Origin of the sequence: Micromonospora sp. WMMD1274 (assembly GCF_049179035.1) — a bacterium.
In the GTDB taxonomy this organism is placed as follows: Bacteria; Actinomycetota; Actinomycetes; order Mycobacteriales; family Micromonosporaceae; genus Micromonospora; species Micromonospora tulbaghiae.
In genome coordinates this window covers 290,662-307,314 of the sequence record NZ_JBMHMG010000001.1, presented here as the reverse complement: position 1 = coordinate 307,314, position 16,653 = coordinate 290,662, and the positions used below count along the sequence as shown (strand labels likewise).

At 66.9% G+C, this 16,653-nt stretch carries 8 protein-coding genes and 2 pseudogenes; 2 read left to right on the top strand and 8 right to left on the bottom strand.

The window, feature by feature from the left end:
* Positions 1 to 435: 435 nt before the first annotated feature.
* The 6 genes and pseudogenes from ACN27D_RS01070 to ACN27D_RS01045 all read right to left on the bottom strand — a co-directional run bounded on the left by ACN27D_RS01070 (position 436) and on the right by ACN27D_RS01045 (position 9,186).
* Positions 436 to 1,143 carry a GntR family transcriptional regulator gene (locus ACN27D_RS01070; protein WP_421498278.1) on the bottom strand — a complete coding sequence of 236 codons (708 nt, stop codon included), beginning with the start codon at positions 1,141 to 1,143 and terminating at the stop codon, positions 436 to 438.
* A 2,407-nt stretch (positions 1,144 to 3,550) separates the two neighbouring features.
* Positions 3,551 to 3,864, bottom strand: a pseudogene (locus ACN27D_RS01065) (IS110 family transposase); the annotation flags it as partial.
* Positions 3,865 to 4,283: 419 nt separating this feature from the next.
* Entirely contained in the window at positions 4,284 to 5,465 is a 1,182-nt protein-coding gene (locus ACN27D_RS01060) for a S1 family peptidase (protein ID WP_421498277.1), read from the bottom strand.
* Positions 5,466 to 7,610: 2,145 nt separating this feature from the next.
* The gene (locus ACN27D_RS01055) at positions 7,611 to 8,093 is read right to left on the bottom strand and encodes a transposase (RefSeq protein ID WP_421498276.1); all 483 of its coding nucleotides are present in this window, start codon (positions 8,091 to 8,093) and stop codon (positions 7,611 to 7,613) included.
* Positions 8,094 to 8,202: 109 nt separating this feature from the next.
* A pseudogene (locus ACN27D_RS01050) lies at positions 8,203 to 8,649 on the bottom strand (IS110 family transposase); the annotation flags it as partial.
* Between the two features lie 123 nt (positions 8,650 to 8,772).
* On the bottom strand, positions 8,773 to 9,186 hold the full coding sequence (locus ACN27D_RS01045) for a transposase (RefSeq protein ID WP_421498275.1): 414 nt from the start codon (positions 9,184 to 9,186) through the stop codon (positions 8,773 to 8,775).
* 147 nt (positions 9,187 to 9,333) lie between these two features.
* Between ACN27D_RS01045 and ACN27D_RS01040 the strand changes: the two genes are divergently transcribed.
* Positions 9,334 to 9,507, top strand: a complete 174-nt coding sequence (locus tag ACN27D_RS01040; RefSeq protein WP_162959076.1) for a hypothetical protein — start codon at positions 9,334 to 9,336, stop codon at positions 9,505 to 9,507.
* On the opposite strand, the gene ACN27D_RS01035 is transcribed toward ACN27D_RS01040, so the two are convergent.
* Both ACN27D_RS01035 and ACN27D_RS01030 read right to left on the bottom strand, forming a co-directional pair.
* Entirely contained in the window at positions 9,496 to 13,305 is a 3,810-nt protein-coding gene (locus tag ACN27D_RS01035) for a hypothetical protein (RefSeq protein ID WP_421498274.1), read from the bottom strand. The two genes, ACN27D_RS01040 and ACN27D_RS01035, sit on opposite strands and share 12 nt — an antisense overlap.
* A gap of 51 nt (positions 13,306 to 13,356) precedes the next feature.
* On the bottom strand, positions 13,357 to 14,607 hold the full coding sequence (locus ACN27D_RS01030) for an aminotransferase class III-fold pyridoxal phosphate-dependent enzyme (protein ID WP_421498273.1): 1,251 nt from the start codon (positions 14,605 to 14,607) through the stop codon (positions 13,357 to 13,359).
* 116 nt (positions 14,608 to 14,723) lie between these two features.
* On the opposite strand from ACN27D_RS01030, the gene ACN27D_RS01025 reads away from it, so the two are divergent.
* The gene (locus ACN27D_RS01025) at positions 14,724 to 16,592 is read left to right on the top strand and encodes a hypothetical protein (RefSeq protein WP_421498272.1); all 1,869 of its coding nucleotides are present in this window, start codon (positions 14,724 to 14,726) and stop codon (positions 16,590 to 16,592) included.
* The last annotated feature ends 61 nt before the right edge of the window (positions 16,593 to 16,653 follow it).

Here is a 16,653-nt window from a genome sequence, read left to right as displayed (position 1 = left end):
AGGCGTAGCCGGTTCATGTGTCGCAGGCGGCCTGGATGGACGGGCGCGTATGCCGCGATCGAGCGAGATGCTGCGCACCCCAGCCGCGGTGAGGTCGCCGAGCTGCCGCGCGAGCTTGGTCCGCCGCAGGGGCCTAGCCTGGGAGGTTTTCCAGCAACGACGGCGTCGTCACCAAGGCAGCCGCCTGGGCTCATCCATCGCTATCTCTTGATGATCATGAGTCCGATAAGGCCGAGCAGACTTCGACGCCGGTGTTCGAGCGGGGCGTCCCGTGCTTCGGCGGCCGGCGGGTCAGCGGCCCTGGCATCCTTGGCCGGCCGCGCATCTGGCTGCTACCTGCGTCAGTGTCACATCGCTAGCGGCAACGCGGGGTCTGGGTCGTCGCATCCCGTGTGAAGCAGCGATTGCGTCTCATCTGGCCGTAGAAGCTGCGGGTCAGCCCTCGCGCCGCGCCGCCCAGATGCCCCGGACATGGTGCAAGTGGTGCCGCATGAGGTGGACCACTGCCTCTCGATTGCCTGCAGCTATCAGTTCCACCAGTTCTAGGTGCTCGCTCGCGGAGGCAACTAGCCCTCCGCTCTTCACCAACGCGTCAAGGCCGTAGAGCCGTGTGCGATTGCGCAGGTCGCTAACCGTTTCAACAAGCCGAACATTCTCGGCCGCACCTAACAGCGTGAGATGGAAGGCGTTGTCCGACTCGATGTAGCTCACCAGGTCGCCACGCATGGCAGCGGAAACGATATGGCCCGCCAGCGCTCGCAGATCCTTCAATTGATCTGCCGTAAGTCTGCCAGCCTGATCGGCTACGATGGGAATTTCCAGGAGCTCCCGGATCTGAGTGATGTCGTCTAGCTCTTTTTCGGTCAGATCCTTGACGCGAAAACCCTTGTTTTTGGCGATCGTGACCAAGCCCTCCTTCGCCAGGTCGAGGATCGCTTCCCGAACTGGCGTAGGCGATACGCCGAAGCGCTCGGCCAGCATTGGGACCGAGTAGATCGAGTCGGGCCGTAGGCTTCCAGCAACGATGGCTGCGCGAAGGGCATGCGCTACGCCCTCGCGAAGACTCTGCCGGTTCTGAAGTGCTGTGATCTGCAGGCCAGGCGCAGCGTCACCTCTACTGCCGGTCCACTGATCCTCTTCCATGCCTGCTCCGCTCCGGGCCTGTCAGTCAAGCGCCTGGGAACATCGCCATCTAGGCGGTAGTTCCATCCGGCCCTCAGCATGCGTGATGCCCTTCTAGTGCACGCCGGCTCTGGAGCTTACCTAACCCCGGCAGGCGACCCGGCTCGGCCCGGTGGGTTTCGCTCGCCGCGCAAGGTATTGAGGCCTGTCGAACATGCCTACAAGACCGACCGCGCGGAGGGGTAGCTCCCGCTGACACCATGCCGCCGGCCGGCTCTTGCATGCCATGATCGGCGGAGTCATCCCCACCCGAGCAAGCCTCATCCAGCGGCCGAGGCGTCCAGGCGGAACATCTGGCGGAACACCTCTTGCTTCGTGTACCCCTCGCCTGAACGTGATCCGGGCGCCCCTCGAGTCAGGAGTGAGACCGATGCCGCACGGCACTACTTGTCATGTGACGGCGGCGCACCGCGTAAGCGGCACGACATGGCGCGCGGGAACCAGTTCTCCACACAATAGATGAGTGCGAGGCCGATGATCTGTTTGGAAGGTTGCCCGGCTGGGCCTAATTACGTATGCCTTCGCCGCTCGCTAACCACGATGGCAAGAACGACGCCGTGCGTGGAGCCTTATGGTGACCGCGCCCAGGCGTGCCCTTGCCGGCGTGGGGCATTCATTGTAGACATAGCCTGACGCAATGGAACGTCCTCCGAGCTGGGAAGCGTTGCCTCATCCTGTAGAGCGTGCTTGACATTGCGGCTACTTGCCGGTATTAATGTTGCACGCTCCGCTGATTGAAGGGATCTCCACTGCTTCCCGATATCATGCCGGATGCCATCGATGCCAAAGATAGAGTCCTAATCGTTTTAAATTCGAGATGAGTAGCGGAATCCGCTCAGGCTGCAAGGAGATGCCTTGACTCCCGTTGGCAACTCGACGTGGACGGTCGGTTTCGTTGCTGACGTGGTGACTGAAGTTTTGGCACAGGCGGATCGCTTTAGTCAAAACGAAATGGCAGCTACCCTGGCCCGGCGGCACGGTATTTCCCTGGTAACGGTTAAGGAGTGGGTTGATAGGGCGCGAGTCCCTTTGCCTCCGCTCCTCCCGCCCGACGTCGCCTTTTGTCGATTCTGTGAACGCCTAATGATACCGGTGGAGTTGCCGCATCAGGATGTGGTCTATCGATGCGGATCATCGTGCAGGAGGAGGCCCATTCCTGCATCGAGCCTCGCCGTCACCGTGACATCGGCGGTCGTGACTCGCGTGAGCTATTCCTCGCTTCGAAGCACGTGGAGCAGAGACAGCGCACTCGTCTCCCGAGCTGTCCAGCGAGTAAGTGTCGGCGGAACGGTCAGCGACCTTCTCATCACATGGCGGCAGGGCCGCCCGGGCCGTGCGGGTTCTGTCCCTCCTGCCGCAGTTGCCGCCCATGCTCGCCAACTCGCTGAAAGCGGTCGTTCCCGCGCCGCCATTAAAGAACTCCAGCATCTTCTAGCGGGGCTTGATCCGCTCGGCGGATCGCCACCGCCGAGTGTGGAGATTGCAGCATCGGCGTTACTCTACGCCAAGCTGAGGTCGCGTTGCGGCCAGTCCTCATCGGCATTGCCCTGGGCGGTGTGGTCTCAGTCCTTCCTCCGCGACGCACTAGGACGAACGTCAAAGGAGGCGCGTGAGGCTCTGAGCGTCGTAGCCTCGCTCTACCTTGCCACCAATGACTTCGAGCGGGCAGCAAGCTCGTACAGCGATCTCGTATGTCATCATGCAGAAAGCGAAGGCGCGAAATCATTTGCGACGCTTCGAGCGCAGGCGACGCTTGCCTTGGTTCTGTACAGAAGCGGGCGATGCGATTCCGCCCAGCGCTTGCTTGATCATACGATCTCTGTTCACCGCCAGACGCAACTAAAATCGTCTTCGTGTCGAGCAATGGAACATGAGCTTCAGCGCATGCGTCTTGAATGCGGGCTCCTCGGTCACAATCATGTTGAATAGATAGGACGCAGGTCCAAGTGTGCACCTTGATGGTGATAGTGCCATTCGGTTCGCGCCCTCAAACCATTTCCGCTCAAGCTCCGGCCAATTAGCGCGCTGGCTGCCGTGATCCGGGGGCGGTGTCTCTATGGGTTTGGTCTAGCGGGGACGGGGTCGGTGGCCCGTGGCCGGTAGAGGATTTTTGTCGCGGAGCATGGCGTATGGGACCTCGCAGCGGCGTCAGGTGGGAGGTGTTCGCCGCGGATGCTGCTGCCGGAGCGTCGGGTGACGGGGGCCAGCCTGGCGCAGGCGGCGAAGTGGCCGGGGGTGGCGCAGGACGTCGTGGAGGCGTTCGGCGAGGGCGGGGCAGGATCGTCTCCGGCGTGGTGTTGCCGGGGGCGGTGGCGGGTCTGCTCGTCGAGGGCGCTCATGACCTGCTCGACCAGGCGTTCGCCCAAGCGGCGGTATCGGCGATTATGTAGGCGTCGCGGGCGTCGGTCTTTGCTGTGCTGGGGTGCAGGTTCGTGATGCGCCGCATCGCCAGGCCGGGCAGGTAGGCCGCCTGATGCCCCACCGCGACCGGCGGGGCGCCGATCGAGGTCGGCTGGTCGACCACCACCAGCACCCGTCCCTGGCAGGCCAGCTTGTCGAACAACTGCCGCAGTCGCCCTCAGTATTCGGCAACGCCGCGTCATGTAGCCGTCTACCTTCCGGAGCCAGCTCGACCGTGTGGTGGCCCTCTGTGCCGACGTCCAAGCCGAGGTAGAGGCCAATATCCGTCGCGTACCAGACTCGCCTTCACGCATCGTCCGTGGTCTCGGCCGCTGGTCTGAGCGTCGCACTGCCGGCAGCCATGGTACGAAGAGATCAACCCCACGGGCGGCCGTGCCCCTATCAAAGGTCCACCGACGCCGCCCCGACCGGCGACAACGCCCCCGGATCATCGCAACGACAGGGAAGGAAGTCATACCGGACCGACCGACCGAGGTCCCCGGCCGGGAACAATCAGAAGGCAACGGGGGTGCCGCAAATTGAGCGCACGCTTAGCCTCCGCCCGACGGCAGAAGAGGGCCTGTAGGTGTAGGGCTGGGGGGAGGGGCGCTAAGCACTGGCCAGGGATGGCTAGGCAAGCTAGGTGTCGCCTAGCCATCCCTGTCGAGGCTGGCCCGTCAGTGATGTCAGCCGGCCTGGAATCAGCCAGGCAGAATGTTGACACCCCACCGCCGCAAGGCCCGCTTGACGGGTTCATGGATCATGCCGCAGCCTGAATTGGGTCCACCACTCAGTATGCCGTACGCCAGAGACCCGTAGTAGACGCCACTTCCGCTATCTCCCGCTGCCACGCAGGCGGTGCTCCACGTCATGCCGGTCAGTGTCCGCCCCGGGTAGTAGACCGTCGCGTTTGTCTGAGTGACCTCCCCGCAGGTGTAACCGGTCGTTGATCCTTCCTTGCAGATATACTGCCCGACATAGTCGGTGCCGTAGGACCTGATTGACGTCTGCGGGAAGACCCAGCCCCGCGGCTGCCACCACCCCGAATCTTCGATCCGGACAACGGCCGAGTCGCCGTAGTAGCCGAAGTCATACCCGGCCGCCGACCCGACGTACTGGTTGCCGTAGCTGTACGTCGGGACGTAGAACGAGTAGCCCATCTCCGCGCAATGCCCGGCGGTGAGCATGTAGTAGGAGCTTCCCGAATATGTCATGAAGGCCGAGGTGCAGCGCCCTCCGCCCATGTAGACAGCCACACCAGACCTTAGTGGGGGGTCGCAGGCATACTGGTCACCACAGTACAGCGGGACGGAAGGGTGCTTGTATGTCCCAAGCCGTACGGCTTTCGTGTAGCGCTTCGTCGCCCATTGAACGACGGCCTGCTGGGCAGGCGTCAGCTTCTTTCCCTCTGGGAGATCGATCTGCACGCTGTTAGCCTTGATATCCACGAAGGACTGAAGGCCGTTTCGAGCGCCCTTGTTGGCTGCGCTGATTCTGCGGGCGATTTTCTCCTGTATGTCTTCCAGTTCAGATTCGGCACGCGGGACCGTAACTGTGGTCGTGTCGGCAAGACCGCTTGCGGTCGCGGCTGCGGCAACTTTGTTTGCGGTGACGGTGCGCTCTCCGGAAGAGCTCCCCGTGAGGGCCACGATCAGCTTGCCTTGATTCTTCTGGTCGATCCATGCACCACCGAAGCGCTTGCTGAATTTCTCGCGCAGGTCACCTGCCAATCGCAACTGAGATTCCTGGCGGCTGATCCTGCGAGTCGCCTCCGCCTCCGAGACTCGGTAGTCCCTAGCTAGCTGGCTTGCCGCGCTGGCAGCGTGCGACGAACGATCAGTGCCGCTGGAGAGCACATTGCTCTGGGCTGATTCCGCGGGCATGACGGGGCTTGCTTGTGCGGCCCCTGTGGCCACTGCGGCAGAGGCCGCCGCAAGGACCGCTGCAGCAGCTACCGCCGCAGCTCTGTGGCTCAAGGAGTGATAGCTCATGCTTCACCTTCGATCTGCTTGGTGTTCTGCGCCTGTCGAGACTGGCTGGCGTCGCGCGTTGCGGGATCTCCCTTCTCCTGCCGCAGGGCCAATCGCATCGTCATGCGTAGATGGCTCAAATCAGGTTGGTCCCGTCACGTCGCCCTCGACTACTACGAAGTGGTGATAGGACTGAGCTATCGCGCTGCCTGCTTGGCGGTACGCCGCTCTAGTCCGGCTGCGATGCCGGCGCTAGCTAGCGCCCAAGCTGGCAAGATGGGCGCCTGGCAGGCTCCGTGATCATGGCTTGGGATCTAACGCCCGTTTAATCCGGTCTCGGGCGCCAACCGCGAGCGCAGAACGTCAACGTCCTGTTCGTGGGACGACATTCGGGATGAGCGTGTGTTCATGGCCTCGTCCCAGGCGGCGGGTGACCGATCGTGGCTGGGGCATCGCGGATTCTTCATCCTCCAGCGGGACGCCTCGATGCTTGTGACGGGCGACGTCGGGGCGGCGATGTCAATGATGGCCGCTCTGAGCTCCGCACGGCAGACGCGCTGCGCTCGTGCTGACCCGCGTGGCTGGGCGGTGTTAGCGACTTGTCGGCGCTCGATAGGGAGGCGCTATCCCGGCGAGCGCACGGGGTCCATCGTGGCGACGAAGCCTACGCGCATGGCTCGATGCCCGCTGTGCGCCCGCGCAGCGCCGGAGGATGCGCGTCCGCCCCATGCTTTGCCACCGCCTACTCACGGGCCGAGCGCGGCACAAGGGGCGGCAGGGCCATCGCTCCGCTGTTCGGCGACCCGTCCGTGACCACGATCTCCGATCAGGCCAGTAATGGACCGATGGCTGCCACGCCGTGTGCTGCAGCCGGGACCTTCGAGCGCCGATGGCGTACCCATCTCGGCTGCACCATCGGAACCAATGTGTGAACTTTGGCGGTCCACACATCCTGACGATGACTCTGGTACTCGCCACCTCCCACCATGCGCAAGCGGCGGCTGGCGCCTTTGCCGCTGTCGTTTGGTGAGGAGGAGCTCGCGTTGGGAGGGCTATTCAGGGGCGGTATAGCGTCCTACACGTTGGTGTGTTCGACACTCATCTGAGTATGATATGGAGCCGGCGGAAGCGCTGGTGAGGCGCGGTTCCGTCGTTGGTTCGATCGCCCGAGATGGCGGTGACGTCACTCTCGGCGGTGAGCACCTTCGCCCGGAAGCTGAGGGCGAAGAACAGCGGGGCGCCCGCTCGGATTCGACCGGTCGCCCCGCCACGCCCGGAACGCGTCTCTCCGCCACCGCCAAACGCTCCGGTCCTCTCTCCCCAGAGTGAGGCAACTCATGGTGCAGCCATCTGCTCGATTTCACTACCCGATAGCTCTATGTCATCTGCCTATAGATTCTGGCTCAGTTGGTGGGCTGTGTGCGTCATCGACGCCCGCGGCTGGCGGCCACAACAACACGGAGCGAGCCCTACCTGCGGAGAAAACGCTGCTGCCGCAGAGATCTCCTAGTCAAGGTCGGGACTCCTCCGCTCGTCCCCTCGAATGTCAGCCCACGCCATGCGTAGCCGAGGCATGAAACCGATCTTACTGGCCTTCGCGAGATGCGATTCCCGGATGCGGGCCTGTGGATCTAACGGCACCTCTCTGTGTCATCCATGAAGGAGCGGGGCCGGTCAAGGCTGGGGGTTTTGACCTGGTGACGTTGTTCTGCCCGTCTTCCGGGACGGCTTTCGGGCAGGTGTGTGTGCGGCGTCGGGGTCAAGGTTGGGCCGGAGGCCCACCCGTAGGGCTTGGCCTTGACGTCGGCGCCGTGGACGCCATCGTGGTGATGCCCGGATGACGGGTGTTGTGGGGTGTGGTCGCGTCGCCAGGTTTCCGACTGCTGTCGGGAGGGGACAGGCCGGGTTCGGCTGCCGGTCATCCATTCGCCCCGCTGGGTTGGGGGCATGGTGGTGTGCGACCGTGACCGGACGGGGTCAATCAAGCGGGCGGCCTCGCCGTCGGCCGACGGGGGTCAGACACAGAACGGCCTCGCGTCCGGTCACGTCCGAACCTGCTCACGCCGCCGCCTTGGCCGGATGCAGGGCGCGGATGTGCCCGTCGCGTAGGCCGTAGTAGACGAGGGTGAGCAGTTTGCGGGCCACCGCGACGGTGGCGATGTTGCGTCCGCGTCGCTCGGCGACGCGGGCACGGGTGGAGGTCAACCAGCCGGCGGTGTGCGGGACACCGTGGGCGGCCTCGACCGCCGCCCATCGCACCAGGGTCGAGCCCTGTTTGGTGATCCTCCCTCTGTGCACGACGAGGTCAGACTCGCGGTGCCGGGGCGTCAGGCCGGCCCAGGAGGCCAGCTGCGCCGGGCCGGGGAACCGGTCGATCTCGCCGATCTCGGCGACGAACACCGCGGCCAGGACCGGGCCGATGCCGGGGATGGCCTGGACCGCGGTGTAGCCGCGGTGCCCGCAGAGCCTGGCCCGGATCGGCCCGGCGACGGCGTCGATGTCGAAGTCGACTGCGTCGATCAGCCGGCACAGCGAGGACACCCGACCTCGATACGCGCCGTCCAGGGGCGCCCGGGCGAGCAGCTCCCGCCCGCCAAACGCCGAACAGATCCGATACCGCGATGTGTACGCCCTGCTTGGCCAACACCGCGTGCACCGACGCCTTCAACCCGCTGCGCCAGGCCACCAGCTTGGCTCGATACCGCACCAGCTCGCGCAACTCCCGCACCGCCGGCGGGGCGACATACGCCTCCGGCAGCCTGCCCATGCGCAGCAGGTCCGCCAGATCGGCGGCGTCGCGGGCGTCGTTTTTCACCCGCCGGTAGGCGAACCCTTTCACGCCCAACGGATGCGCCATGTGCACCCGGGCGCCGGCCGCGGTCAGCACATCCACTGCCCAGTACCAACCGTAGGTGGCTTCCAGGACCACCTCCGGGTCCGGGCCGGCCTTGGCGATCTCCGACCCGAGCGCGACCGGGTCGTTGTCGATCCGCACCGTCTCGAGCTTCTCGCCCGCCTCGCTCATCCGCACGATCACCGACCGGCGGCGATGCAGATCAATACCCACGATCTGCCGGCCGTCGTACTCTGCCTGCATGAGGGGCCTCCTTCGTCGTGAGACGTGAGCACCCCGAGCATCCCGCCCGGGACCCACGAGGAGCGAGGCCCCGCTCCTTCATGCCATCAAGGCGTCGGCAGCAGAGAGGTCCCGCGTCTTTGATCATGGTGCGGTAGACGACGTCTGACAGGCGGCGCGTGGCTTCCCTGTGGGTTTGCCTGCGGTCCATTTGCGCTGGTCGTAGTCCCGGCCCGGGGTCGCTCGTTTGATCTGGGCCATGGCCATAGCGCGCAGGGTGTAGTTCAGCTGACGGTCGCCGGCGCGTGAGGGGCCATGGCGTTGGACGTCACCGGATGACACTTCTATCGGCGCGACGCCGCTGTACGAGGCGAACGCGGACTCCGACCGGAACCTGTTGACGGTGCCGGAGCGGGCCAGGATCTTCGCGGCGGTGACGTCGCCGATGCCGTGCAGATCGGTCAGTGTGGCGCTGGAGGACGCGACCGCCGCGGACAGTGTTGCTGTTGCTTCGGCGATGCGCCGGTCGAGGCGGCGCAGCTTTCCGAGTAGTTCCACGGCGACCTGCGTATGGTGCGGGCCAGCACGGCCCGTGAGCGGATGCTGCGCAGCGCAGCGGCCCGTGCTGTCGGCGGTCAGTCCGCGGGACAGGTCGGCGGAATGAGCTGTGCCAGCAGCGCATGCAGCCGGTTGACGATCTGGTGCATGACCGCAATCCTGACCAGGCTGGCCGACGCTCCATCGGTCGGGATCGCCGAGTACACCGCTGCTCGACTCAACACCGCCGTGGTGGATGAGGCCATCGCCGCCCTGCGATGCCTCACCGAACACCGCGATGACCTCGTCCGCAGCGCCCGATCGCACGGTTCAGACCGCTGAAGCGCGGACTCCCGGTTTGGTGCGGATGTCGCACCGCAGCCGCCCGCCGACCGCCACTACAGCCGCCGACAGCGGCACTTCCTGCCGCGGGTCGTGCCCGTACGGCACGACCTCCAGTTCGGCCACGAGGCCAGCGAGCAGCCCGGCGTTCTCCAGCACATCTGCGTACCGATGCACCAGGAACTGCTTGCAGCGGCGATACGACCGGGGCTCCACCGCAACCCTGCGGGCTACGTCCACCGCGTTCGCCTCCGACACCACCAGCCAGGGCGCCCGGCGCAGTAGCAGCCCGTCGCCGCCGGACCTGCTCTCGAATGCCTGTACCATCTCCTCCCGTACGTCTGCACGGGGCAGCACCGCTGCGGCCAGCACGTCCACCCAGCCCGAAGGGGCCGCAGCGGCCACCGCCGCCACCGCCGCCTCCGGGAACCGGGCGGCCACCAGCAGCGCCAACTGCTGGACGGCGTTGTATCCCGCGATCCACTCGTCGGGGTCCGCCGTGCCGACCAGCCGCCGCCAGGCTCCGTCCAGCCGCCCCAGCGCGCCCTCCGGCCCTTCGACGGAGGCGGCCATTACCTCTGCGCGGATCCGCGCATCGGTGCACAACGTGCCGATCGCGGTGCCCAGCGGCAGCGTCTCCAGCGTCTCGAACAGCTCCGTGTCGTCGTAGACGAGTCGGTAAGCGACAAGCGCCCGGAACGCCTCCGCCCACTCCGGCTCGCGGAACGCCGCCTCCAGGTCCGCGACATCCTGCGTCGGCACGTAGGAGAAGTCGTACGAGCCGTCGAATAGCGTCCGGAAGATACCGAGCGCCAGCGACATCTGAGCGAACGTGAACTGCTCGGCCCCGGCCGACGGACGGGCCTCGACGCGGAGCGTCCACGTCCCCGCCAGCAGCACCCGCTCCCAGCGGAACACCAGCTCGGGGAACCACGTACCGCAGCGATCCAGCAGTACAGCAAGACCAGTCAGCCGCCCAATCTCCGCTTGGGTGACATCCGGCGGCTCCGTCCACTCGCCCTCCACCCGGTCGGGGCGGAACATCAGGCTCGCCTTGTGAATGCCGAGTGGGACGTCCAGTTCGATCGCGTCACGCGTGAACCGCAACAATTTATTGCCTCCCGGCCCGAACCGGTCCGAAAGGCGCTGCAACTCCCGGACTCCGGCTGGGGCCCGCTCGGCGGGGTAGCGGGCGGTCCTGTCCAGCAACCACTGGTGCAGGGCGTTGTGCAATTGGTGCGGATTGCCCGGCCCCTTCTCGCTGTCGACCATCACGCCCTCGGCAGCCATATCCAGCAGCCGTTCCCACGTCTGGTCTTCCTTCAGCGCGAAGTCGCTGGGAAGGGCCGCCTCACGCCAGCCCGCGATCCATACGCCGAAGCCCGCGACCGCACGCTCCTCCCGCGGCGACAGCCCGAACTCCCTCACCAGGTCAAGCCACTGAGCCAGCACATCGAGGTAGGCACGGTACGGTCCGGGCTCCGGGCGGTCCACCAGCTCCAGCAGCAGCCGCTTGAGAGTGCTGTCGTACGCCTCGATGAGATCGTTGCGGGTGAGGTCCAGCAGCACTGCGTCGCCGCCGCCACGCCAAGCAGCGGCGCTCTCGTATGCCCGATACGTGTCGTTCAGAGCCCGGCCGCGACGGACTGCGTCCCCCGCATCGGCGCCCGACAAGTCGACCCGGCCATGTTCCACCGCCAGGTACAGCGCGGCGAACTCCTCATCTTGCGCAGCCAGGTCGAGCAGCCGGTAGATCTCCGCGGGCGGCGCCGATGAGCGCGTTGCGAACCGGCACAGCGCCTCGGTGCGGGCCGCGTCCTCCACCGGCAGCGCGGCCACCACGCGCGCGATGACAACGTCGCGCTCCTGAGTGGTGTACACGTCCAGAGCGCGCATGGCCGCTGCCAGAGCCTCTGCTGCCGCCAACAGGCCCAGTGCAGCCTCCGTACCCGCCGCGCCCTGGACGCCGCCTGCGAGGACGAGCGCCGTGGAAACCACGCTCTCCAGCGCCGCGTCCGACACCGTGGACGACGTCTCCAGGTGAGCCAGGGCCACCGCCAGCCGTACGTCGGGGGTCCCCGCAACAGCCGCCGCGAGCCTCTCGGGCGCCGCCGAGGCGCAGCGCGGCAGCACCGCAGCAACGCCTTGGGCATCCGATGCCCGTGTCGCGGCCAGCCCGCGCACATACTCCAGCGCTGCCTCCGGCAACAGGTCCGCCGCCCGCGCCATCGACAGGCCTCCGGCGAGCAGAGCCTCTGCCGCGCGCGCCACGAATGCGGGTGACGACACCTCTGCGCCTCTCCTGACGAACGTGTCCGGCGCCGGGAGGAAGCTGTTCAGCAGAATCGTGTCTCGCACTGGCGGGGGCAGGTGGGGCAACTCGTATAGGTGCGTGACACCGGGCATCAGCGCGGGTCCCAGTGGATGCCCGTCGCGGCCTGCTGCGGCGACTGCCTCCGCGCCGTGGGCGGGCGCGAACAGCAGCCGGCAGCCTTGCGGCATGGCTGACATGCGCCGCCTGCAGGTCTCCACCGCAGGCGGCCGGCCGACGCCGAAGTAGCACTCCTGCGTCCATGGATCGGCCAGGACGTACGACGCTGTTTCCGGGATGTCCTCCGGGCGGCCCCGCAACACGGCCACGCCCTCCTGACGGAACATCACCGCCGCGTGCTCGGCGGGGCTGCCGCGCTCCACCAGCACGTGGCCAAGCCGTGCTCGCTGCTCGGGGTCGAGGCGCAGATAGCGGCTCCAGGCGTCCTCCAACCGCACCGACGTGAGGAACGAGGAGGCGACCACGCGGCGCGGCGACACGAGGATGTCAACAGGCGCGGCCACACAAGCGTCTCGCCATCTGTCCCGGCAGGCGTCTGTAAGAACGTCCAGCAATGGCTCTGGGTCGAACGCGGCGGCCGACCGTACTTGGACCAGCCTGGTCCGCATCGTAGCCACTTGTCGCAGCAAGGCTCCATGCCACAGCGTCGCACCGATCCGGCCGGTCAGCCAGGCCAGGCTGTTATCGCCGGCGCCCAGGCGCTGCGCCGAGGCGAAGCCGAATCCCAGAGTCAGCTGGCCTACGAGCCGCCCGTCCGTGGCGAGTTCCGTAAGGGCTGTGATGGACACCGTGCCGACGTCTGTCTCCAGCACCCACTCCGAGTCCACCCTTGGCATGCCGAATCGATGGTGAAGGTGCGTGAGCAGGCCGACCAGGCCGGTGATGTCGTCCTCCGCGAGCAGCGGTGTCTCCGACACGGCGACAGGCGGGTTCGCCGCCCGACCGGTCGTCTCGACGAGGGGCTGGACGAATGCGGTGATGGGCGACGGACGGTATGACTGGTCCGCCAGCCGCTGCTGCGCAATGGAGTGCTCGCTGTACCCACTGAAGACGACCGCTGCGACTGCGGCGTACAGGTCCTCGGCCCGGCGGCACACCAGGCTCTCGTAGCCACCTGCGTTGACGTTGTCCTCCTGGTCCTCCACACCCGAGCTGCGGACGATCCAGGGGGCGTCGCCGCACACCTCGCGCAGCTGTTCGGCGAGGCCGGGGCGCCGACTCTTCAGGAAGGCGGAATAGCCCGCGACGTGTTCTTTCACGGACTTGCCCTCCGAGCCCGCCCGCGCCACGTACTCGTGCGCGTCGGCAAGGTCACATGGATACACAGGAAGGGCTACCGCGCTGAATCCAGGGTCACGGTGCAGCATCATCAGCCGGGCGCATTTGGCACCGTATCTTTCACTGTCTTTCCAGAATCGTTCCTCAAGGGTGTCATCAGGTTTCTTCTCGGAAATCTCGGACCACATTGGGGATGCCTCGCTTCCTTTTCAGTCCTGCGGTGGAATCGGGCCGCGACGTCAGTCGTCCAGCAGCCGCGCCAGCCATCTCTCGGTCGCTTCCCGGTCACGCTCGGTCTCACGCAGGCCGTCCATCACGTTCCACGCGGCTCGGTAGCGGGCCGCGTCACTGACCGGCCCTGATCCGGCGTGCTGTGTGAGCCGGTCGCACACCCGCGTGAACCGCTGCTCGGCGTCCGTCACCACGGCGTCATCGAAGGCGGCGGAGACGGCCTGGTTGTCTCTTTCGTAGAACAGCAGGCCTTCTGCGTTGGCGGCCCGATAGAAGTCGTCCTCCAACTCCTCGGAGGCGGGGACGAACTGGAAGAAGGTGCCGTCACCGGCGATCTCGACGGGCAGCGACGCGTCCGTGAGCGCCTTGCGCGCATGGCGCAGGAACCGCTCGCCGGCTTCACGCACGGCCTGCTGCGGCTCGCCGGTGGCTACCCGGCGGAGGGCGACGGCCGCCGCGGCCAGGATCGTCGGCTCGAAGAAGGAGGTGAACGAAACTTCCTTCAGCGGACTGAGCAGCGCGCGCGGTCCACCGGCCGCCGACAACGCGTGGCCGTTGGCCATGCCCTTGGCCACCACCCAGACGTCCGGGGCGAGTATTTCCGCTGTGGACAGACCGGGCGCGTAGCGCAGGCCCACCTTGACCTCGTCCGCGATCACAATCACCCCGGCCTGGGAGCACAGTCGCCGCACTTCTCGGCACCAGGCGGGCGACAAGTGCATGTGGTCGGGCGATACGACCACCGCGGCGACCCGCTCCGGGGTGCCCAAAAGTTCCTCGAGGAGCCCCAGGTCGAAGAAGAAGTCCACCACGCCGTCCGCGTTGGGCTCCAGCAGCGTCCCGGACGGGTACCACATCGGGTCATAGCCGTGGTAACCGCAGCTCAGCAGTAGCGGCCGGCCGGTAGCCTCCCTCACGGCCAGCACCGCCGCCCGCACCGCCGCCGTACCGGACCGAAACAGCCCTACCACCTCACCGCCGCACAGTGCGTGTAGCTGCTCCAGCACCACATCGACTCGAGGGCTCCAGCCGGTGGCCGAACCGTCCACACCGGTCGCCGCCCGTGCCACTGCGTCGGCAATGCTGGGGTCGCCGTGCCCCAGAAGCGTCGATCCGCGGGCGTTGTCGAAATCGATCCACCGGAAACCGGATTCATCAGCCACATAGGCTCCGGAGGCTGAAACGAAATTGCGCGGACGACCATTCGCGTCGCGCGGACATGTGGGGAATTCGGCCAGTAGGGAAGGGCTTTCCGTCATCTTTCACCTCACCGCAAATACATGGTTGCAAATAAGGGCGACCGGGCGCAGAGTGTGGGGTAGTCCAGGCGTGAAAGCGCCCGAACAGTGACCTGCACTCGGGAGGAATGGACGTGATGACAGCCGGCGTGGCACTGCCCGCTCTGCATCGTGATTTCGTGGACACGGTCCGGCGGGACGGGAGCACGGCAGCCCTGCACGCCTGCGTGTGCTTCGCCGAGCAGCTGCTCTCCGACACTACCGCGGCCGCGCCAGCGGTCGACGCCGCCGGTCTGGCCCCTTTGATAAAGGAGCTGCGCGAGCTGTGCACGGTGCTCGCTCGCGACATGGCTACCGACCCGGCCGCACCGGCTCGTGCGGCAGACGAGCGGATCGCGGTGGTGGAGCGCGCGCTGGGCCGGGCCACGGCCGTCGTCGAGGTGGTGTGGCGCTCCGCCGCCGCACGCCGGGGCGAGCGCACCGCGGCCCTGCTGCGGCACGCCGCCGACTGGAAGACCCCGGAATGCTACGGCTACGACCTCGCCGACCCCGAACTCTCCCTGGCCCAGGCCGCCGACTGGCTCACGACCCGACCCGGGCACGAGCCCGTCCTCGTCGTGGCTGTCCGCACCGGAGGCTCGTACCTGGCGCCCTTTTGGCAGGCCGCTGCCGAGGACGCCGGTCGTGCGGCGGGGCCGTGGCACAGTGTCCGTCCTGTGCGCGCCGAGGGCGGCATTATCCTCTCCGAGGCCGAGTTGGCCGCGCTCCCGCCGGAGCTGCCGTCCGGGACGGTCGTCGTCCTGGTGGACGATCAGCCGGACACCGGGGTCACCGCCAAAGCCGTACGCGACTGTCTTGCCGAACGTTTCCCCTCGGTACGGGACATCACCCTCGCGGCGCCGGGGCGGCTGTACGATCCGAACGGACCCGTCATGAAGGTGCTGGCCGAACGCCCGGTGGTGCGCAACGGCACGGACCGCCTCTGGCAGCACGCCGACGCGGGCGACATCGTCCGGCTGGCCGACCGGGCCCGTTCGGCAGGGGTGCCCCTCGCCTCCGGCGGCGTCCACCGCTCCATACCGTTCCGGGGCCCCTTCCTTTCCACGTACGGCACTGTTCCGGCCTCTGCCAAGGATGGCGGCGCCCGCCGCATCGACCCCCGCACGCGCCCATTCAGCCTGGTCGTCGATGGTGACATCCGCCGGCAGGACCAGGCAGCGGCGTACCACTTCCGGTTCATCGGAACCGGGCCGCACGGCCTGCATTGCTACCGCGCCCTGCGCGCCATGTCTGAACTGCTGCCGCCCGGCCTCGCCTTCGTGGACGGCTATCTGGTCACTCCTCATGAAACCGGCCTGCAGCCGCTGCGGGAGAACCTGCTCAGTCTGACGGAGCGCCAGCGGCGGCACGTGCTCGGCGCGGTCGCCCGGTCCTGGCATGCGCTGCGCAGCGTCGGCGAGATGGGCCGCCCTGGTACAGACGCCGTCTACGACCCGCGGGAAAGACTCGGCCACGCGCTGCGGCAGCTGCGCGACCGGATGCGCCGCTCTCTGGCCGTGGATGACACCTGGCTCACCCGCCACGTGCCAAACCGGGCACTGCTCGGAGGGACCGACGGCGTCCTGTTCCGCACTCCGCTTCCCTATGGGCACGGATTTTGGCACTGGCAGCTCACCGGCATCGAAGATGCCGGAGCTGCGCCCGCGTTGCGGCGGTTCGGACTCGACTGGATCTGGGGCGGCGGCGGCTGCCTGGAGAGCGAGATCGCCTCCTTCACGGTCGAGAACCGGCTTGATGGCCCCGCTCGGGACCTCCTGCGCGAGGCAGTGGGCACCGTCATGGGCGACACCCGCGCGTTCGACGCGGGGCTGCGGCTGTGCGGCGAGGCCCTGTACTGGAACATCAAGACGTGGCTGCGGCGCTGTCCCGTCGTCAGCGGTGCCGCAGCCGACCGCATCGAGGCCGAACTCACCGCGCAGGCAAACTACGTAGTCGGGCTGGGCTGAGCCCCGGCCCAGGGGACTGCCAGGCCCGAGCTCGGCTCCACCGAAACGCCGAAGGCCCGGG